Origin of the sequence: Treponema sp. OMZ 838, from assembly GCF_000775995.1 — a bacterium.
GTDB lineage: Bacteria > Spirochaetota > Spirochaetia > Treponematales > Treponemataceae > Treponema.
This window is the reverse complement of the sequence record NZ_CP009227.1, coordinates 336660-358343: the sequence shown is the minus strand read 5'-3', so window position 1 is coordinate 358343 and position 21684 is coordinate 336660. Positions and strand designations below refer to the sequence as shown.

15 protein-coding genes are annotated in these 21684 nt (G+C 46.6%); 11 read left to right on the top strand and 4 right to left on the bottom strand.

From position 1 onward, the window contains the following. Positions 1-174 precede the first annotated feature (174 nt). Positions 175-1062 carry a fructose bisphosphate aldolase gene (locus QI63_RS01570; protein WP_044013272.1) on the bottom strand — a complete coding sequence of 296 codons (888 nt, stop codon included), beginning with the start codon at positions 1060-1062 and terminating at the stop codon, positions 175-177. A gap of 123 nt (positions 1063-1185) precedes the next feature. On the opposite strand from QI63_RS01570, the gene QI63_RS01565 reads away from it, so the two are divergent. From QI63_RS01565 to QI63_RS01555, 3 genes are read left to right on the top strand one after another with little or no spacing between them, the layout of a single operon-like run. Beyond that, positions 1186-4782, top strand: a complete 3597-nt coding sequence (locus QI63_RS01565) for an alpha-amylase family glycosyl hydrolase (RefSeq protein ID WP_044013271.1) — start codon at positions 1186-1188, stop codon at positions 4780-4782. A gap of 34 nt (positions 4783-4816) precedes the next feature. Next, positions 4817-5860: an FAD:protein FMN transferase gene (locus QI63_RS01560; protein ID WP_044013269.1), complete on the top strand. Its 1044-nt coding sequence runs from the start codon at positions 4817-4819 to the stop codon at positions 5858-5860. 48 nt (positions 5861-5908) lie between these two features. Continuing rightward, positions 5909-6841, top strand: a complete 933-nt coding sequence (locus QI63_RS01555) for a TIGR03943 family putative permease subunit (RefSeq protein ID WP_235619817.1) — start codon at positions 5909-5911, stop codon at positions 6839-6841. 11 nt (positions 6842-6852) lie between these two features. On the opposite strand, the gene QI63_RS01550 is transcribed toward QI63_RS01555, so the two are convergent. After that, positions 6853-7491 carry a tetratricopeptide repeat protein gene (locus QI63_RS01550; protein ID WP_235619748.1) on the bottom strand — a complete coding sequence of 213 codons (639 nt, stop codon included), beginning with the start codon at positions 7489-7491 and terminating at the stop codon, positions 6853-6855. 154 nt (positions 7492-7645) lie between these two features. Beyond that, positions 7646-8449, bottom strand: coding sequence for a MetQ/NlpA family ABC transporter substrate-binding protein (locus QI63_RS01545; protein ID WP_044013263.1), 804 nt, complete (start codon positions 8447-8449; stop codon positions 7646-7648). Positions 8450-8685: 236 nt separating this feature from the next. On the opposite strand from QI63_RS01545, the gene QI63_RS01540 reads away from it, so the two are divergent. The 6 genes from QI63_RS01540 (at position 8686) to QI63_RS01515 (ending at position 16722) form a co-directional block, all read left to right on the top strand. Next, entirely contained in the window at positions 8686-10506 is a 1821-nt protein-coding gene (locus QI63_RS01540; protein ID WP_044013261.1) for a phosphoenolpyruvate carboxykinase (GTP), read from the top strand. 116 nt (positions 10507-10622) lie between these two features. Then, positions 10623-11396 (top strand): TatD family hydrolase, encoded by a 774-nt coding sequence (locus QI63_RS01535; protein ID WP_044013259.1) that lies wholly within the window; start codon positions 10623-10625, stop codon positions 11394-11396. After that, positions 11393-12451 carry a tRNA dihydrouridine synthase DusB gene (dusB, locus tag QI63_RS01530; RefSeq protein WP_052185444.1) on the top strand — a complete coding sequence of 353 codons (1059 nt, stop codon included), beginning with the start codon at positions 11393-11395 and terminating at the stop codon, positions 12449-12451. The genes QI63_RS01535 and dusB overlap by 4 nt, the downstream gene beginning before the upstream one ends. Positions 12452-12459: 8 nt before the next feature. Beyond that, positions 12460-14139: a DUF5312 family protein gene (locus QI63_RS01525; RefSeq protein ID WP_044013257.1), complete on the top strand. Its 1680-nt coding sequence runs from the start codon at positions 12460-12462 to the stop codon at positions 14137-14139. A gap of 55 nt (positions 14140-14194) precedes the next feature. After that, positions 14195-14890 carry a phospholipase D-like domain-containing protein gene (locus QI63_RS01520; RefSeq protein ID WP_235619747.1) on the top strand — a complete coding sequence of 232 codons (696 nt, stop codon included), beginning with the start codon at positions 14195-14197 and terminating at the stop codon, positions 14888-14890. 158 nt (positions 14891-15048) lie between these two features. Further along, positions 15049-16722 (top strand): BamA/TamA family outer membrane protein, encoded by a 1674-nt coding sequence (locus QI63_RS01515; RefSeq protein WP_044013255.1) that lies wholly within the window; start codon positions 15049-15051, stop codon positions 16720-16722. A gap of 16 nt (positions 16723-16738) precedes the next feature. On the opposite strand, the gene QI63_RS01510 is transcribed toward QI63_RS01515, so the two are convergent. Further along, complete coding sequence (locus QI63_RS01510) at positions 16739-17989, bottom strand: ABC transporter substrate-binding protein (RefSeq protein ID WP_235619746.1); 1251 nt, start codon at positions 17987-17989, stop codon at positions 16739-16741. A gap of 167 nt (positions 17990-18156) precedes the next feature. Here QI63_RS01510 and QI63_RS01505 point away from each other — a divergent pair, with 167 nt between their 5' ends. Next, positions 18157-19398, top strand: coding sequence for an SH3 domain-containing protein (locus QI63_RS01505; protein ID WP_235619745.1), 1242 nt, complete (start codon positions 18157-18159; stop codon positions 19396-19398). Next, positions 19398-21425, top strand: a complete 2028-nt coding sequence (abc-f, locus tag QI63_RS01500; protein WP_044013253.1) for a ribosomal protection-like ABC-F family protein — start codon at positions 19398-19400, stop codon at positions 21423-21425. The genes QI63_RS01505 and abc-f overlap by 1 nt, the downstream gene beginning before the upstream one ends. Positions 21426-21684: the final 259 nt, after the last annotated feature.

Here is a 21684-nt window from a genome sequence, read left to right as displayed (position 1 = left end):
CGGTAGAAAAACAGCTTGAAAAAGGGAGTGATAATTCAGAACTTTTTCGTTAAAGATATCAGTGGTTAGATTAAATGATTCCCGCTCTCTGTCTCTGCGGCGAGGTTGTAGGAGAAAGAAAAGGCAATTCATAATTTTTAATTATGAATTGCCTTTTCTTATGCGGAAGGTTGATTATGTAATCGAAGCGTCGTAGATGCCCTTAATTGCGGCCGCGAGCGTTTTGTCGAATTCTTCTTGCGACTGTTGTGCACGCAAATCCTCAGCAAGGGCGCGGGAGAAGCTCGCGATCATACCGTGGTTCTTTGCCAGCAAGGCATTAGCCTCTTCTCTGCTGTAGCCTCCCGAAAGCGCAACGACACGTACAACCTGCGGATGGTCAATAAATTCTTTATACAGGTCTGCCTGCGTCGGAATGCTGAGCTTGAGCATAATCAGTACATCCTTCGGCAGTTTTGCAATGTGCTCGCGGATTTCCGTTTTCAGAATCTCTTCGCACTTTGCTTTATCGGGGCTGTGAATATCGACTTCCGGCTCGATAATCGGTACAAGCCCGTGCTTTGCGATCTGGAGTCCGATTTCAAACTGCTGGTCGATAACTTTTTTGATGCCTGCAGGATTTGCTTCCTTTATCACCGAACGCATTTTTGTTCCGAAGATGTGCTTCTGTACGGCGCGCTTCAGCAATGCTTCCAAATCGGGCATCGGCTTCATCATCTGAACGCCTTCAGCTAAGTCTGCAAGTCCTTTATCAACTTTTAAGAACGGAAGAACACCGCGTTTATCCCACAGATAATCTGCCGTCGGGATACCTTCTATATCGCGATCCATTGTTTGCTCAAAAAGAATAGCACCAAGGATATGTTTTTTATCGAATTCTTTACTGGTGATAATCCGTGTCCGCATGGCATGCACCATATCGAACATCTCTTTTTCATTTGAGTAAGCATCGCCCCCAACACCGTAGGCAGCTAAGGCCTTAGGCGTGCTGCCGCCGCTCTGATCGAGGGCTGCGATGAATCCTTTTCCGGTGCGCATCCGTTCTATTTTTTGCTTGTCCATAGTAAAACCTCCTGCAACATACTGCGGTGTTAGTATATCCTATGATGGCGAAAAACGCTAGTCTGTCGGCATCTTCACATCTTCGGATATTCAGCGTATAATTGAAGAATACGAGGATATTTTATGCAAAAAGTGTATGCCGATAGCTTTCTTCAAACGATGGAATTTCATATCAACCGCAATATACGTACAAAATGCCGGTTTTCAAAAACGCTTTTTTCATCGACCGGAAATGTAATCATACGGAATATCAACGATATTTATGCGTTTACTTTTCAGTATAACGAAGTTGTCGAATCGGGTGCGTTCGGTATGCCGGTGCGCGCCGAGCAGTATTTAAAGGCGGGACAACTGAATGCGATGGGACTCATCGATGAAATATTCCATTATATGTGCCGGCTCTATCGGCGGGATGTACGTACCGATTTTTTTAGCAGCGGCTATGAATTTGTGCAAGCGGAGCTCGCAAAGGAACAGTTGCCCGACCTCGACGATTTATTACTCGAATTTTGCACGGAATTTCCTCCTGCCGAAGTGTACGGCGGAACAATGTCCGTCGAGGATTGGTTCGGCAATACCGATCCGGTATCAGGTATTGAAAATAAATACCGTGCGTTTGAAGAATTGATTCTTTGTAAACTTGCAAATGAGAATCCTGCCTTCCAACCTTTTTATCCGCTTTTTACCGATGAACAGCTCGCAGCGAATCCTGCGTATAATTGTTTTTGGAACAGCCTTTGCGAATGGTCATCCCAAAATGAGGTATTCGGTCCGGAAAAAATCGATCTGATTTCGCTGCTTAAAGCGCCTGTTTCTTATGCGCCGTTCAGTTTGAAAGGGCAGCTTGAATATATCAAAATGCACTGGCTCGATTTGCTCAGCGAGTTTATCGGCAGGCTCTTAACAAGTCAGGATATCCTTTCCGAAGAAGAAAAAGCTGCATGGCAAGGATGCGGAAGTGGCGGAGCCGACGCGTATCATTTTGAAGACCTGACCCAGGAGTATGAACGGTTCAGCGCCGACCGCGAGTGGATGCCGAACGTTGTGATGATTGCCAAAAGCACGTTGGTGTGGCTGGATCAGCTCAGCAAAAAGTATCAGCGGTCTATTACCCGCCTCGATCAAATTCCCGATGAAGAGCTTAACATCCTTGCGGAAGCGGGCTTCAACGCACTGTGGCTTATCGGCGTGTGGGAACGTTCCCCTGCAAGCGCACGGATTAAGCAGATATGCGGGAATCAGGAAGCGGCAGCGAGTGCCTACAGTTTGATGGATTATGAAATAGCCGGTGAAATCGGCGGATGGGAAGCGCTTGAAAATCTGCGCAGACGCGCCGGTGCACGCGGTATTCGGCTTGCCGCGGATATGGTGCCGAACCATACCGGTATAGATTCAAAGTGGGTTATTGAGCGGCCTGATCTTTTTATACAAACCCGCGAAAGTCCCTTTCCGGGCTATAGCTTTGACGGTGAAAATCTTTCTCACGATTCCCGTGTCGGTATTTATCTTGAAAACCATTATTATTCAAAGACGGATTGCGCCGTGGTGTTTAAGCGGGTCGATCACCATACCGGCGATACCCGATATATTTACCACGGAAATGACGGAACAGGGCTGCCGTGGAACGATACCGCGCAGATTGACTTTCTTAATCCCGAAGCCCGTGAAGAGGTTATCAGAAAGATTTTGCACGTTGCACGGAATTTTCCGATTATCCGCTTCGATGCGGCAATGGTACTGGCAAAAAAGCATATCCGGCGGCTGTGGTATCCTGAGCCGGGCAGGGGAGGGGATATCGCAAGCCGTTCCCGTTTTGCGCTTTCTACAGAGGAGTTCCAAAAGCGGCTTCCCGAAGAGTTTTGGCGTGAGGTAGTAGACCGCTGTGCAGCTGAAGCGCCCGATACGCTTCTGTTGGCAGAAGCCTTTTGGATGATGGAAGGCTATTTTGTCCGAACACTCGGTATGCACCGTGTCTATAATTCCGCATTTATGAATATGCTCAAGCGGGAAGATAATGCACAATACCGGTTGACTATCAAGAACACCCTTGAGTTCGACCCGCAAATATTAAAGCGTTATGTCAATTTTATGAATAATCCCGATGAAGAAACCGCTGTGGCGCAGTTCGGCAGGGATGATAAATACTTCGGCGTTTGTACCATGCTGGTTGCGATGCCGGGACTGCCGATGTTCGGGCACGGACAGATTGAAGGCTTTGAAGAAAAATACGGTATGGAATACCGCCGTGCTTATTACGATGAGCAGGTAAACACCGGTCTTGTTGAGCGGCATTGTAGGGAAATTTTCCCGCTGATGCGGCTTCGCCGTCTGTTCTCCGGTGTAGAGAACTTCCTGCTCTATGATTTCTGGACGGATGGACAGGTAAACGAAAATGTCTTTGCGTGGTCGAATGTTCACGGGGATTCCCGATCCCTCATTCTCTATAATAATAAATATGAACAGGCTGCCGGCTGGATCAATATGTCTGTTGCTTATGCCGTTAAGGAAGCCGATGATGAAAAACGGCTGGTACAGCGGACGCTTGCGCAAGGCTTGCAGTTGACGGTTACTGCGGATCGGTTTGTCATTTTTCAAGAACAGCGTTCAAAACTATGGTTTATCAGAAAAAACAGCGAGATTGCGGAACACGGTTTGTTTGCTGCTCTCAACGGTTTTGAAACACAGGTGTTTTTAAACATCTATGAGGTAACCGACACTCCGGACGGACAGTATCAAAAGTTGTATGAAAAACTCAACGGCAGCGGTATTGCAGATGTTGCGATGGGAATCAACGAGATCAAGTTTAAGAAGCTCTATGATGCGCTTGCTGCGTGCGTGTCAAAAGAGACAATGCAAGATTGTATGCAGCTGGTAAAGGATTGTAAGCATACTGAAACCCCGCGCGAAACGGAGTCAAAGATACATTCGTTTATCAACAAGCTTGAACCGTTAGCTGCCGCTTTTTTGACCGCTTTAGAAGAAACGTACCGCAGTGAGGAGACTGCACAATTCCTTGAAGAGAAAGTTCCGGCAGCTAAAACATCCGTAAAGCGGTTATTGGCTCTGTTCCGGGCGCGTATGTATCGGCTTCTCCTCTCGGCTTCCGGTTTGCTGGTACGGGAAATGCCGCTGACTGCGATGACACCTGCCGTAACCGTCTTTATTCATAAAATGTGCGGAACGGCTTCGCAGCTTTTCGTATCGTTCGGTTCGGTGTTCCTTATGGCTGTTGAAGATATTGCTGTCTATTACAAGATGGAAGAAAATATCGGAAGGCTCTTTGCCTTTTTGCACCTCGACGAAAAGCTTGCGGCACTGGTTCGTTCAAAGGGCTTTGATATTGATCCTATTGAAAATAAGGCCGATACGGTAAAGTATCTCTATTATGTGCATAATGCCCGCGGAAAGAAAGCTATCCGCAGAACCGGTATTGTCAACCGGATGGCGCAGGATCCTAATGTCATGATCCGGCTCGGTATTCATGAATGGGACGGCATTAAGTGGTTTAACCGTGAATCGGGAGAGTTGCTTGCCGACGATATGGCAGCGATGCTTTTTCTTTCCGCAGCACGGCCGGTTAAACAGGCTGAGTGTATGAAGAAAACTGCCGCTTCGGTAGAAAAATATTGCCGGTTTGATGCGGAATTTTCTGCAGCAATCCATAAGTCGGGATATCAAGTGGATCGGTACCTCAAGCTTTTTGCCGGTACGTTAAAATAGTACGGCTTATCCGTGCAAGGTATGTGAAATCGAAATGAAAAAGCATTGTTTTTTTCTCTTGATTGTGTTGTTGCTTGCTTCTTGTAAGCCTGCCGTTAGAAAAGAAAGCCGTACTGTGTTTGCGCTTGGAACCGTGTGTAACATCCAACTATTTACGGAAATGCCGCAGGCGGAAGCCGAAGCCCTACTTCAAACCTGTACACAACGGCTTGAGGAGCTTGAACGGCATTTAAGCGCAAATGCCGACAGCTCTACGCTTATCGATATCAATAAGGCGTCCGGTATATCCGCAGTTAATGTACCGGCAGATATATACCCGCTGTTTGAACGTGCTGTGTTTTTTGCCGAAAAGACGGACGGTGCGTTCAATCCTGTTATCGGCAGCGTGGTCAAGCTCTGGAATATCGGATTCGAGAATGCGCGGAAGCCCGAAGATCAGGATATTCAGGCGGCGCTTTCCAGTACCGGCTATAAGGATGTACAGCTGACCGGCGCAGCGGTTTTTCTGAGAAAGGCTGGGATGAAGCTTGACTTAGGGGCGATTGCAAAAGGGTTTGCCGCCGATGAGCTTACCCGCATCGTGAAACAGGCTGGGATTGTGCACGCCGTCATCGATATCGGCGGTACGATTTCCGTTGTGGGAACCCGGCCGGACGGCAAGCGCTGGAATATCGGTATTCGGGATCCGCGTGTCCGGCAGGGGCAGCCGGTTATTTCCGCTCCGATTGAAAGCCGCAGTATTTCTACGTCCGGCAGCTATGAGCGGTATTTTGAGCAGGATGGCGTCCGCTATCATCACATTATCGACCCTGCAACCGGATATCCGGTGCGGAGTACTATGATTGCGGTATCTGTTTTTTCCAATTCGGCAACCGACGCGGACGCTTTGTCAACAGCGTGCTTTGTGCTCGGCTATGAGAAGGCTGCTGCACTGCTTGCTGGACTTCCCGATACGGAAGCGCTTTTTATCTTTGATGATAACAGCGTCCGTACAACAGGCGATCTTGAAAAAAATATCGTGATTTTAAATTCTGCCTTCCAGTTCGCGAATACGAATGAAAACGCTGCAAACAAATAAACTGCCGGTTTTGCGTATTGCAAGATAGTTAGGGAGGCCGCTGTGAAAATGATAAAACAATACACCAAAAACACCCGCTTTCAAGATATGGTGCAGACGGTAATCCTCTTCGGCTTCGCGCTGTATTTTATCGGCGTCGTTGTTTCCGGTTCGGTATACCGCTATGTGCATGAGCGGCATATACCCGTGCTGTTATTATCAGCGGCGGTATTTTTTATTATCGGCATACTCAAATTTAAACAAGTGATACAGGAATCGCAGCGGCATACCTCATTGCATACGAGTGGCTATTCTGCGGTTGTTTTTGATCGTCCTGTAGGAGACGTCCGCAGCGGACGCGCAGGTGTTTTCGGTATTGCCGTCTTTGCCGTTGCCTTGGTTGGTATGTCAGCGGCATTGGGAACAGTGGTGCGATTTTCTCAATTTGCGTATACCGGCTCGCTCGGTGAAGGGACTGCGGGTTCTTCCATTACAGCTGCGCCTGTTGCTGCATTGCCTTCCGCCGGTGATGCTCGGGCAAGCGCCTCTTCCGGTGCTGTGCTGCCTTCTGTTGCTGTGTCTCCTACGGAAGCATCTTCCGCTACTTCTGCCATTGCAGAACGGAACATACCGAGTGCAGACGGCGGTATCGTTATGGACAGCGATACGTTTGCGCAATGGCTTACCAAGCTGTATACAAAGCCCGATGCATGGGTTGGAAAGAAAATCACGGCAACCGGCTCTGTGTGGAAGGATGGGGAATTGTTCGAAAAGGATGAATTCGCCTTAGCCCGTATGATGATGACATGCTGTGCTGCCGATATGCAGCCGGTCGGTGTCCTTGCGCAGTGGAGTGATGTTCAAGCGCTTACCGAGGGCGAATGGATTGAGGTTATCGGTACGCTGTCAAAAAAGCCGTATAAGGATAGTTTTGATCCGCTTATTATTGTAGAAACGGTAAAAAAGATCGAGCCGCCGCAGCGGGAGTATATTTATCCATAGATGTGCGTTTTTTACAGCTGTACGCGGGCGAGAGCTTCCGCCGCTTCTTTATAATCTTTCCGTATATTAAGCGCCCGTTGGAATGCATCCCGTGCGCTTTGTTTATATCCTGCCAGTTCGCGGGCAAGACCAAGCCGGTACCACCACAGTGAATTCGACGGTTCCAAATGCACTGCTGCGGAATAGGCAATATCAGCCTTTTGATAACGTTTTGTTAAGCGGTAAATGTCGCCGACATAAAAGTAGGCAATGCTTGCCCGCTCTCCGGTCGGCGCCATATCGATATACCGTTCCATTTGGCGGAGGGACTCTTTATAATCGTTGAGATAAAAGTAGGCTTCTCCTAATGTTTCGATAATCCGCACATCCGACGCGATTTTAAGCGCCTCGTTGCAGACTGTTACCGTTTCACGGTATCTATGCAGACGGAACAGCGACCACGTATAGACAGTGTATGATTCCATATTGCGCGGGTTTTGGCGGAGCTCGGCAAGGCATACATCGACTGCCGCCGTATATGACGTTTTTGCCTCCTCTGTTCGCCCCGCACTGTCTAAGCTGCGTCCGGTGCGGTATAACTTCAGCGCATCCGCCTTTTCTTGCGCATAGATGACTCCCGATGCACATAGTAACACTGTAAGGATCACCATAGTGCGTTTTATAAAATTATACGTTTTCTGTTGTACGTTCATTTTATCAACCTCTCTTTCGTAGGGGATGCCTAGCCGTCAACCGTTGAACCGCAGCCGATAAATAAGAAAGCCTCTAAAAATCAATCCTTTTTAGAGGCTTGTAATTACATTCCTAGAATGCCGCGACAACTTCTCCGTTAGGATATTTTTCCGTAATATACTTACGTACTTTATCGCTTTGCAGCGCTTTTATCAATGCTTTGATGCGCGGATCGTTCTCATTTCCCTGTTTAACCGAAATCACGTTCGCATAGGGAGAGTCTTTTCCTTCAACAAGCAGACCGTCTTTTGCAGCGGAAAGACCTGCCGGGATAGCATAGTTTCCGTTGATGACAGCTCCTTGGACATCTGCAAGCACGCGCGGGAGTGTTGCTGCTTCAATTTCCTTAAACTGTAAGTTGTAAGGATTTGCGGTAATGTCTTGCGGAGTAGCCGCTAAACCTGCGCCCTCACGCAAGGTGATAATATGTGCGGACTCAAGCAATAACAATGCCCGCGCTTCGTTTGTCGGGTCATTCGGAATGGCAATGGTATCGCCGCTTTTAAATTCGGAGAGGTTTCCGTATTTTTTTGAATACAGCGCAAGCGGTTCAATATGAACCGTTCCTACACTGACTAGGTGGTACCCATGTTCCTTGTTAAAAGTATCCATATAGGGAACGTGCTGGAAGAAGTTTGCGAATTGTTCGCCCGTTTCGACCGCATCGTTGGGGGTTACATAGTCGGTGAACTCGGTAACCTTGAGCGTAATATTTTCCTTTGCAAGATCCTCCGTTACAAGCTCCAAGAGTGCTTTATGAGGTTCCGGACTTGCAGCAACAGTCAAAATATTTTGACTGCTTTCTTTTTTCGCGCAGGAAACCGATAAGCTTGCGCAAAGAGCTGCGCCAAGCAGTAATGTGAGTAGTTTTTTCATAAACTAGTCTCCTTTCCATTGGAATGAACGCTAGATTACTATATATCTTTAAGCTCTGTCTAGGGTTGTTATAGAAGGGAATATATGAGGTTAAGCGGGAAAAACTACCATTGTTAAAAAGGGCTGTGCAAATAGAGAAAAATGTTGCAGAAACCCGATATTTCGATTATCATCTATAATGTATACTATAAAATGTAAACGATATACAAACACGTTATATATTTGGAGGAAAAATAATGACGATAGATACGCTCAAACATACAAGAGCTCGTCAATGGGTTGATGAGGTAGCGGCGCTGTGTACACCGGATAGCGTATATGTGTGTGACGGTTCGACGGCAGAATATGACCGGCTGATGAAAAAATTGGTTGATGTAAAACTGGCGACTCCCTTAAAAAAGCGGAAGAACAGCTTTTTGTTCCGTTCCGATCCTTCCGATGTCGCTCGTGTAGAAAGCAGAACCTTTATCGCGTCAAAAAAAGAAGATGATGCCGGCCCTACAAACCACTGGACGGATCCCGTTGAACTCAAAAAAACAATGAGTGCGCTGTACAAGGGCTGCATGAAAGGGCGTACCCTCTATGTTATTCCCTTTTCGATGGGACCCGTTGGTTCCGATATTGCAAAAATCGGTATCGAAATTACCGACTCCGAGTACGTTGTCTGCAATATGCACATTATGACACGGGTCGGCACAAAGGTGCTCGATGCGCTCGGTACCGATGGTGCATTTGTTCCCTGTCTGCACTCGGTCGGGAAGCCGCTTGAAGCAGGCAAAACCGATGACGGCGTGTGGCCGTGCGCTCCGCTGGAACATAAATATATTTCTCACTTTCCGGAAGAGCGGCTGGTATGGTCTTACGGCTCAGGTTACGGCGGAAACGCCTTGTTGGGTAAAAAGTGCTTTGCGCTGCGTATCGCTTCCGTACTTGCGCGGGACGAAGGCTGGCTGGCCGAGCACATGCTCATCTTAAAAATTACCAATCCTGAAGGAAAATCAAAGTATATTACCGGAGCCTTCCCCTCAGCTTGCGGTAAGACAAATCTTGCGATGCTTATTCCCACGATTCCCGGCTGGAAAGTTGAAACCGTTGGAGACGATATCGCATGGATGAAGTTCGGTGAGGACGGTCGCTTGTATGCCATTAACCCCGAATCGGGCTTCTTCGGTGTAGCGCCGGGAACTTCCGACCAATCGAATAAAAACGCAATGGAATCGATAAAAGAAAACACCATCTTTACCAACTGTGCCTTAACGGAAGATGGGGATATATGGTGGGAACAGATCGGTCATCCTGCAAAGGGTAAGCTGGTAGACTGGAAGGGTAATACCCGCGATGCGCTGCCGACGGATAAAAGCCCGAAAGGCGATGAATTTGCACATCCGAACGCCCGCTTTACCGCGCCTGCTAAGCAGTGTCCGGCGATTGCAAACGAATGGGAAGACCCCAAAGGCGTACCGATTTCCGCGTTCTTGTTCGGCGGCCGCCGTCCGAGCACTATCCCGCTGGTACACCAATCCCGCGATTGGAACCACGGCGTATTCCTCGGCTCGATTGTCGGCTCGGAGATTACCGCCGCAGCGCTCGACTTAAAAGTCGGCAGCATCCGCCGAGACCCGTTTGCGATGCTCCCCTTCTGCGGGTACAACATGGGCGACTACTTTCAGCATTGGATTAACATCGGTAAAAAATCGACGGCGGACAAGCTGCCCAAGATTTTCTACGTCAACTGGTTCCGCAAGGATGCGGACGGTAACTTTATCTGGCCCGGCTACGGAGAAAACAGCCGTGTACTCGCATGGATATTCGACCGCTGCAACGGCAAAGACAATGCTGTAGAAACCGCTATCGGCTGGATGCCTAAAGACGGGGCTATCAATACCGAAGGACTCAACGTGTCGAAGGAACAAATGAAAGAAATTCTTTCGGTAGACGCTGAAGGCTGGAAGAAGGAGATTGCGGATATCCGCGAAAATCACTATCCAAAATTCGGTAGTAAACTACCCAAAGAGCTTACCGAAGCCTTAAACACGCTGGAAAAACGGCTCGGTTAATCATACCGGAACATTGTCGGGCGTTTCTATTTGGAAGGCTGCAAAGCACATGTAACCGACTTTTGTAAACGCCCTGTATCTATTTTGTGAAACTGCTGCATAAAGGAGGAGCCGCGATGCAAATTTTTGATACCCATGCCCATATCGGATTGCTCTACAACGATCCTCTTGCGCAGCTGCGCGCTATCCAAGAAGCCAAACGGGCTTCCGTAACCAGAATACTCAGTATTTGTAATAGTTTGCATGATTTTTATTCGGTATATGAAACGCTCAAAACCGAACAGTCAGTGTATTATGCTATCGGCGTTTCACCGTCGGAGGTAACGGCTCCGGGGAAGGACTGGGCGCTTCAGGTTGAAAAAGGGGCGCAGCTGCCGGGGGTTATTGCCATCGGGGAAACAGGGCTCGACTATTACAAAAAATACGGAGACCAGCGCTCGCAGATAGAGTTGTTTATTACGCAGCTGGAAATAGCGGCAAAAGTGAAAAAACCGGTCGTTATTCATAACCGGAATGCGGGAAAGGATGTGTTGAACATCCTTTCCGAGCGGATGCCCGAAGCAGGCGGCATTCTACATTGTTATTCAGAAGATGCCGAATTTGCTCAGCTCGCGCTGAAGCTGCCGCTCTATTTCTCGTTTGCGGGTAATCTGACATACCGGAATGCCCGTAATCTGCATGAAACAGTACGCACGCTGCCGCTTGACCGCATATTGGTTGAGTCCGAAAGTCCGTTTATCCCGCCTGCGCCCTACCGGAAAGAGCGTAATATGCCGGCGAATACCGTGGCTACGGTTGAGTTTATGGCGAAGCTTTTAAAGATGGATATGGAAGCATTAGCGGCTCAACTGTGGAAGAACAGCTGTAAAGCGTTTAATCTGCCGGAATGAATAACTTGAATGCAGCAGAAACGGCCGGCGGATTTTACCGGCCGGTAACAATAGGAAGCCTAACACTTCCCGGGAATATTTTTTTAGCCCCCGTAGCAGGGTATTCCGACAGGAGCTTCCGGTCTATTTGTGTTGATTGGGGCGCGGATTTTACCTATACTGAAATGGTTTCGTCGGAGGCATATATCCGCAACTCGGCAAAAACGGAAAAGCTTATCGCCCGTGCATATAACGAGCGGCGGTATGCAGTACAGATATTTGGAGCAAATCCCGACTTTATGGCGGAAACGGCAGTACGTATCATCGAACGGTATCATCCGGAATGTATCGATATCAATGCCGGCTGCCCGATACCGAAAATCACCAAAACGGGGGCTGGTTCCGCATTAACGAGGAATCCGAAAAAGCTCTATACAGCGGTTAAGGCGGTTACGGAAGCTGTCGGCAAAATGGATGCCGCTGTTCCGGTAACGGTAAAAATACGCTCCGGCTGGTCGCAAAACGAGCTTACGTGGAAAGAAGCTGCCGCGGCAGCCGTTGATGCAGGAGCGGCGGCGTTGACCATTCATCCCCGTACCTGTGTGCAATGCTACAGCGGAACGGCAGATTGGGATATTTTGGCACAACTTGTACAGCTGATGCAGGGGCGGGTACCCATATTCGGGTCGGGTGATTTGTTCAGCCCGGAAGCAGCGCATGATATGCTTTCTTCCACTCAATGTGCGGGGGTTATGTTTGCGCGCGGAGCTATGGGCAATCCTTTTATCTTCCGGCAAACACGGGAACGGCTGCAAACCGGCGCCTATTCCGAAATAACGCCTGAGGATAAAATCGGAACGGCAAAAAAAGAACTCATGATGCTGTGTGAAGAAGTAGGGGAACAGATCGCCTGCCGAGAAATGCGGAAGCGGTTTGCCGCTTATACCAAGGGAATTGCAGGGGGAGCAAAGCTTCGTGAACAGTTGGTACAGGCGAGTTCCATACAAGACTATGAAAGGATTTTAGAGAACTTCTCATTACAAGCGGTACAGCCGCATACCGATAACAATAGGTGAGGATTATTATGTTTGATTTTATCAATACTCTTATTACGTCAATAAAGGATTTTTTTGAAGGACTCTTTTTTTCCTCATCACCGGAGTATCAAAAGAAACGGCAGCTTAAAGGCTACGCCGCAGAACTCAAAAAGCTCAATCCGCCGTTATACCATACCGGTAAAATACTGCTTCCGGCATTCGGTTCGTTGTTGTATCAGCTGTATCATTTTTTACAACCGGTGAAAGCGATTCTGGACAAGACGGTTAATTCCCCTGATATACGCGCGTCCGAAAAATATCAAGACCTTTTTTTTGAGGCGATCTTGTCGGAAGAGCAGATAAAACAACATCGGAGTTTTACCTTTCAGGCTCGGAGCCAGCTCTTATCAAAGTGTAAAAACTATCAGGAAACGGAACATACACTGCAAGAACAAATACATAGTTTTAAAAATTTTATCCGCTTGTTTCATACACCCGCATTTAAGACCCGTGAACAGGAGTTGATCAAACTCTTTTATCTTTCCGATTTGTGCGATTTTGACTATGCGTCTTTTCTCAATCAATTTAACAATAACTTGCAGCTCAATACCGCTGCACCGGCATCGATTTCTCAAGATAATTTTGAAGAAGTATTTGCCGGTGATGTGGTAAAAAATTTGCTGGATTTCCAATTTATCGTACGGCATGTTGCTATCACACAGACGACGATTAACGATGTCATTTTTTTGGCACGGAGTTTAGGAAATTTTACCGATGAAGCAGGTGCAAAACTGGAAAAAACGCTGAATACGGTCGAAAACCTTCTTGCAAATCAGCTGAAGCGGACAACGATACCGATAATGTTGAAATTGATTAAGGAAGACCCCAATTTTAAAGAAAAAATAACCGTTTCCGAATCCAAACCGCTGCAGGAATATATTGATCGAAGCAGTGAAATCTTTCAGGCAGATTCAAAACGCCTTTTAAAAATCACCAAGGAAACGAATATTACCGGCTTAATCGAAAAATGCTTTGGGAGCGGTCAGTTGAAGCCGTTGGAAGGATATAATGATGCAGTTAATGACGCTATTCAAAATCTTTCACCGATTTCTTTTGATTGGGTTAAACCGATACAATTGTTAAAGGCGTTTACCGAAATGTATTTTGAAACGCACTATAAAACTTTTTTAAAATCTCTGTTGATTGAAGGTTTTTTTGCGAACAAACAGATTGAAGGTCAATATGCGGCAATCTACCGTTCCTGCGAAATGCTGTTGGGTAAAATAACTAATTTTGAACAGCTTTTTAAGCCGAAAGGTCAATGCAATCTTCTTGAAATTCAAGGCTATATTACAGAGATCGAAAAAGGCAAGGATATGAAAAAACAGCTGCAGAAAATCGTTGATATTGCAAATATGCAGGCAAAGGCTATCGTACAAACCGGAAGCAAAGCTTATGCCGACCTGTATGCTTTTACCGAGCATTTATTGGAGGACATAAAAGCGCCTACTTCCGAACTGATTACAAACATAAAAGCTCTTGTCGTCAGCTCAAAGAACAAAGAATCCTTTATCCGCTTGGAACAGGATCGGCACATCTTTGCTATGTTTCTCGAGATAATGAAAAATTATGCAGTGTTCGGTTCTATCGAAAAAGGAAAACCGGGGGCACCGCTTCCTACTGCCGTACCGAGTACGGGGTCTACCGTAAAACCGGTGCAAAAGTAGTGTTTAAACATTAGTGCCGGAAAAATTATCAAGTAAAATGATGATATACAAAACTATGCTGTTTCGTAAGCTATCCTTTTTTTTCTTTTTACTCTGTGCTGCCTCTTTCTTATATGCCGACAGCTATTCGGGTTCAGGAATAAACGATGCCCTCATTATCCGTGCACCGGTATGGGTTTTCCTTGAATCTCAGCCTGGAGTTATGGATAACGACACACAGGGCACACGATTACCGCCGCGAAAAGCGCTGTCCGAATTATCGAAAACAATAATGGAGGGCATGGTCTACGGTTGGAAGTTCTCGTATACCCCGTTTGATAAGCGGAGAGCCGTTGCAGAAGAGTTTGAACTGGAACCGCTTCAATCCATCCATTCAAACGACAGCCGTTTATCCGTTACGGAGCTTCGCCCTCAATATCCATACCTGTATTGCTGGGCGGAATACCGCGTTACCGACGCCATTGCTTTACATCGAACGGAATGGGTTCGCATCAATTATATTACCGGCAAAGGTTCCGGAAGTGCAGAACGCAATCTTGAGATAGAGGGGATACGACAGGCCTATCGGAATGCAGCGCTTGCCGCCGTTCGAGGATATTTACGAAAAAACGTTAAAAATAAGCCCAAGACCGTCCACGGAGAGATGCTGATCAAAGATAACCCGCGGCTCTATGTTTCGGGCGGAAAATTTACTACCGAACTGACTGTTTATCTTTATATTAAGGAAGTTATTCCTTACGAGATCTTTTGAACGCCGCCGTAAATGCAGGGCACGCCGTATTTGAAGAAGCAACCCAATATCTGCCGGAAGAAAAACAATAACCGGTGAGCAAAGTGTCCCTCTTGCTTAAACAGATGTCAATATGTTAAACAGGTAAGGTTTATTGTTGCTTTTTAGAAGGATATAGTATGATTAAATATAAGCCATATAAATATATACGTTTGATACGGTCTATTATTGTCAGCGTATGCATTTTCTTTACTGCAGTTGTTTATGCACAGGAAACGGAACCCGCACCAGCTGCTCTTATTGATGTTCCGGCAGAGTCTCCCCTAGCCGATAAACCTGCCGAAGAACCTCTTGTGCAAAGCTATCAAATAACAGCCGTCAACTACAATATTAAAGGGCTGACACGGAAATATCCGCTTTCTCAAGCTGTTCCGATTGACACCGTCCGTATTTTTAATTCGGAAGAAGAGATGCTGCATTATCTTAGAGAGCTTGAACAGCAATTTAAAAATATCCGGGTTATTCAATCGGTTCAAATCGATAGAGAGTATGGCACTCCGGATAATGGAGCAGTAATACCTGTTACGATTACAGTTTCAGTCGTCGATACATGGAATTTCATTGTAGTTCCTTATCCTTCTTTCGATTCGAATAGCGGCTTCCAATTGAAGCTGAAAATGCAGGATTTCAATTTTATCGGAACATTGCAACCCTTAAAAGTAGATGTTGTATATCGTTCAACCGAAACAAATCAGCAGATTTTTTCATCTTCAATCAATTTTGCATTACCGTTCAAAGTGGGAGCATTTAATCTGTTATGGGATAACAACTTCGAAATTGTTTACGCATACAAAGAACCCCCTAAAATAAATATCGGTACGGGACTGACGGCATCAGTCAAATTTAACAAGCGGCTCTCTCTAATATTCGGGCTTTTACCTGAATTGGCAATTAACGACCGTGCATCCAGCCAAATGTCTATTACGGGGTCGTCAAGCTCCTCTGAAGAAGGACAAATCGAACAAGGACGGCCGAGCGGGTTAGGCTATTTATATCCTGATGACCGGTATTATTTTAAAACGACATTATTTGTACGTGCTCCTGTTATGATTACTGAGGTGAAAAACTTTGGCTCGCTCGTATGGACACCTTCCATGAGCCTTGCGGGAAATTGGGCGTTTGACGGTATACAGGCAGACAGTCTTAGAAAATGGACATTTCATTGGGGGCATACGCTTTCTCTTTCAAAGGTGAATTGGGAATTGAATTTTAGGAAAGGGCTTTCGTTTTCGCTCAGTAATACGTATGCTTATCAATTTTACGACAAACGAAATATGAGTATCAGCTTTTCCACCTCTTTAGCCGGATATTATCCATTTGTCAACCGGGTGGGAATATATGGGCGGACGCAGTTTTTTTATCATTTATTCGGAAGTACCAGTACGCAGGCAGGTTCTACGCTTCGCGGTATTTTAAATAAACGGATCGAGACGGATACTGCTTTTACCTTTAATCTTGATATCCCTATTCGGATTGCTTCACTCGATTTTCAAGCTATTACCGGCGTTTCATGGACGCGTTTTTTTAATTGCGATATCCAGCTTGTTCCTTTCTTGGATATTGCTTTAGTACACGATAAAAAAACGGGACGGTACTATCATCCGGCAGACGGATGGTATGCGGGCGGTCTGGAAGTGATTGTCTATCCTGAAAAGATGCGGAGTATCTATGTCAGGGCAAGTGCCGGCTTTGATTTAACGGAACTTAAAAATCTTTCCGGTCTCGGCGGGCGAGCAAAACGAGACGGAGAATCAATCACCGAAATATTTATTGGAATCGGTCTACATTATTAACGGCTTTTGCTAAAGATTAGCGAGGCTTTTTATACCAATCAGATACCCGTCTATTGAGTGATAGCGGTTTGTCATCACCGGCAAATATCCGCGTTTGATCCCGTAAGTACGGAAAGATAATTTCTTTTTTAAGCAGCAGCCAGTTATGGGGTAAGATATGCGGCGCGGAGAAATCATCGGTTTGCGGCAAATGTTTGAGCAAAAGGGGATAATAAACCGGAAAAATATTTTCAGTTACATTCTTTATAGCGGAAAAACCTCCCGCTAATCCGAAAGAAGGCGCGATCATATTATCGGTTTGGGTGCGGGCAAGCAGATCTTTTTGACTTTCTTCATTAAAGAACCAAAGCAAGAATGCTCGTGCTGCTGCCGTATTTTTTGCCTTTTTACAAATTCCTGCATATATAATTTCATCCTGTACCGGTGTTTTGCCGTTGTAACTCATCCACCGATAATCAAGCGATTTTAATCTTTCGTTATTTAATGAAAACAGTTTATCGCTTGATAAGTACCAGAATAGGCAGCGTCCATTTGTAATCAATGTATACGGCGGATCATAGAGGTATTTGAATTTGAATTCATCCTCAGCCGCAGCGCTTGTATTGACTTCTTCCGACCAGCGCCGCGTATACGTAATCAATTCCTGCAGCATTTTGTCATTCCACGAAAAGAGGCTTTTTGTTTCTTCAAAAGATACGTCAAGGCCTTGTGCGGTAACATAGAGGAAATCGGTATCCCAGCGGGGTGAAAAACCCATTTTAGTATATTCCGAGCCGCTTTTTTTATTGTACGCTGCGGCAAGCTCTCTCATTTCTTCAAGAGAAAGTGTAAAATTTGTTTTTACTAAATTTTTTTGTGATGCGGAAAAAATAATGGTTGGTAAATTAAAGCTGACCGGCAAGAGATACTGTGCCCCGTTAATATTTCCCAGTTCAAATAATAACGGATAAAAAGTATCCGGATCAATTTTCTTTTTAGAAAGCATCCCTCCTAACTTACTGAATTTTACCCGAGTTGCATCACCTCTGAGCCAAGGGCCAATGACGATATCCGGTTCTTCGGATGCTGCCATTAAAGCATCCGATGGGTTTTCTTTATAGCTGACAGTGATTTTATAACGGCTTTGGGCGTTGTTAAAAGCCTCACAATAAGAGATGAATTCAGTACGGTTAGTCCAAATAACGGCAATCGAATCCTCGGCATTTTTGCACGCAGATAGCATACAACTTACAAACGCTGCAATAAAAAGGAATTTTTTCATACTCATCCATTATGACTACAATAACCTCATTGTCAATGACTCTTTAAGTGTGCAATATCCTTGCGCGGATACGGGCTTTAAAGTATAATCCGTAAGTATGAAAAAATTGCGTTGTTTTTACAATACTAAGCTTATTTTAACGGTTCTTTGTTTCGTTTTTTTACGATAACCGGGTGTTCAAAAAAATCGGTTACGGCGTTGTCAATTGGTCAATCCCTGAGTATAACTTGACAGCATCGGATGTAGTGCCGATTCTCGTCCGGTCGAATATTTCGAAGGTATATATTGCCGAGCTGAATAAACAAAAGATAGAAATTCCGCTCTGGCAGCTCACCTTTTGCGCTTCAAAGCGTGAAGCGGAGGCCTATATTAAAAAGACTGCCGAATACCGTTCTGTGTATGCCGCGGTAAAGCTTGACGGTCTGCCGCTCCGCTCTACGCCTGATAACACCGGTAAGCAAGTGTACCGTCTGCGTGAAAGTCAGATTGTAAAAGTGCTTTGGAAAGGGGAGGGGGCGCCGGTTATCGCACGGGATAAACCTTTGGAAGGTGATTGGCTTTATGTGATGACCAACGACGGCACCCGCGGTTGGTGTTTTTCTTACAATCTCTTTATGTATGATGAAGGGGAACCATCCGTATCCCGGCAGACAACGGAAACGGTGGTCGATGAGATTCTGACGAGTATCTTAAAAAGCCGATGGTATCCCGAATATTACCGTGATATGATTCGGAAAAAGCAGATCGATCCCGAACGGATGACGGATAATTTCGGTTTTTTCCCCGGCGAAGGAACAGGCGTCGTGCGTATTATGCTGAAAGATGAGCAGCTTGCTTTTTCTTATACCGGTATCGTAAAAAACCGGATGGGTGCTTATCAATTTGAAGGTTCGCCGCTACTGATGCAAATTAGAGATTCGGATACGATTGCCGTCAATTATACGGATGAGAAAGGTCGGGTACAAATACGGTATTTTATTACGCTAAAAGAAGACCCGCAGGAACTTGCACAAGCGGAAACGGAACGCCGGAACGATGCGCTGCAAACCCTTGTTACAACCGGTCCGGTGTTTAATTCCGTAAATTACGGTGTGCTCGAATTTACGGATGGCGGGCGTTTCCATTGGAAAGGGTACCAAGTGTTATCCCCGACGATTATTCCTAAGGGGGTAGGGAATTCCGGTTCCGTTGCAATCCGATATTTTATCAGTGCTAAACTTAAAACCGAATATATGGGGATTCTGTCGTTTAAATTTGACGGCAGTGGAGACTGGATCGATTTCTTTTACACGGTGTCAAAGCAAGGCGTTAAGCTTGAGTATGTAAAGCCGGAGAATATTACCGACGGTGTCGCTTCCGTGCGCAGCCTTAATCCTGTTATCCTCTTTTTCGGGACGGAAGGAACGGAAGAATAATGCCGTTTGTCCAGCTTTCAAATATATCTCTTGCGTTCGGCGATCGCGATATTCTCCAAAATATCACGCTTGTACTGACACAGGGGACAAAGGCGGCGCTCACCGGAGCCAACGGAAGCGGTAAATCAACCCTGATGAAGATTATCGCAGGGGTGATGCAGGCAGATTCCGGTTCTATTTCGATGGAAAAGAACACCCGTGTTGCCTATCTGCCGCAATCCGGTATCGTGCACAGGGGTAAAACGCTGGCAGAAGAAGCCGATACCGCCTTTTCCCGCGGGGCACAGCTGGTAGAACAGCTTGAAGCGGTCGGCAAGCTTATGAGCGAAGAAGCCGATACCGCCAAGGCGGAGCGGCTTGCGCACGATTATCACGCCCTGCAAGACGAGCTTGAACAATCAGGTTGGTATTTTAGGCAGCGGTTGGCAGATGAAACGCTGCGCGGGCTCGGCTTTACATCGGAAGATTTTACCCGTTTGACCGATGAGTTTTCCGGCGGATGGCAGATGCGCATCGCGCTTGCGAAGATTCTTTTGAGCGGTGCGGATATCATTATTTTGGACGAGCCTACCAACTATCTCGATATTGAAGCGCGCAGCTGGCTTGAACTCTGGCTGAAAAAGTTTACCGGCGGTTTTTTGCTGGTTAGTCATGACCGCTCGTTTTTGGATGCAACGGTTAACGAAACGTATGAACTTTTTAACGGAACACTTAAGCGCTATGCCGGAACCTATACCAACTATGAAAAAACGCGGGAGATAGAGCTTGCATCGCTGATAAAAGCATATGCGCAGCAGCAGCTGGAAATTGCAAAAACAGAAGACTTTATCAGGAAGTTCCGCTACAAGGCGACAAAAGCCGCAGCGGTGCAGGATCGGGTAAAGAGACTCGAAAAACTTGAGCGCATCGAATTACCGGAACACTTAAAGAAAATTCATTTCAGTTTTCCGCCCGCCCCTCATTCGGGAAATATTGCTCTGCAAGCCGAAGGGATTACCAAGGCATACGGAGAACGGCTCGTGCTGAAAGACGCGGAACTCACCGTTACCAAACAAGAGCGGATCGCATTGGCAGGACGAAACGGCGCCGGTAAAACCACTTTTTTGCGGATACTGGCAGGTGAAGATTCCGAGTATACCGGCTCTGTGAAGTACGGGGCGGGCATTATCACCGGTTATTTTTCGCAGGATGAGGCCGAGCGGATTACCGGCAGCGAAACCATCATGCAGCTGATGGAGCGGGAAGCACCGACCCATCTTATACCGAAACTCTACGATATGCTCGCTGCCTTTTTGTTCCGCGGCGACGACATCCATAAGCAGCTATCCGTGCTGTCGGGCGGGGAAAAAAGCAGGCTGGCATTGCTCCGGCTGCTGTTGAGGCCGCTTAACCTCCTCATCTTAGACGAGCCGACCAATCACCTTGACCTTCATTCTAAAGATGTGCTGCTCGATGCGCTGCAGCGGTTCGAAGGGACGGTTATCTTTGTTTCGCACGATAAGTTTTTTATCCAAGGGCTTGCGACCCGCATCCTTGAACTGACAGCTTCGGCAACGCCCGGCGCCGGTACCCGTATCAGAAACTTCCCGGGCACCTACGACTATTACCTGTACCGGATCGCCGCCGAGGCAGCTGATAGTCCGATTGAAAAACCGGGGCAGGCGGCGGATTCTCCGGGCGCCGGAAAAACAAGCAGTGCCTTCTCCGGTAAAGCATCGATGGCGTCTTCCGGTTCACAAACAGAGCTGCCGTTAAGCGGTATCGGCGGCGGAGCTCTTTCTTATGAAGAACAAAAAAGGCTGCGGTCGGAAAAGCGCAAACGTGAAAAGGAAGAAGAACGTATTTTTGCACAACTCGCCGAAACCGAAAACAAAATAAGAGAACTGGAAAACCAACTCGCAGACCCCGAAGTTTATACCGACGGCGAAAAAGCTCGCAGCATTCTGCAGCAGATTCATGCCTTACAAGCAACCTCCGCTGAACTTACAGAACAGTGGGAAGCTCTCGCCCAAGATTCAGGCAGTTGAACCACCGCCGTCCTCGCCCAAAAATATACATCCGTGTACATTTTTGGGCTGCCAGTTTGCAAGCAAACTGGTTGCTGTTTAGAACCACCGGCATCCGTGCCGCTTCTGCCACGTTGAGGATTAATTTATGTGCAGCACGAAGTAGCTGCACCCTTTCCGTAAGCCTTTTGAAAATAGCCTGTCCAGAAGTGTACATCCGTGTACACTTCTGGACGCGAGTTTTTGCTGCACAAAAACATCGCTACTGACTAGAACCACG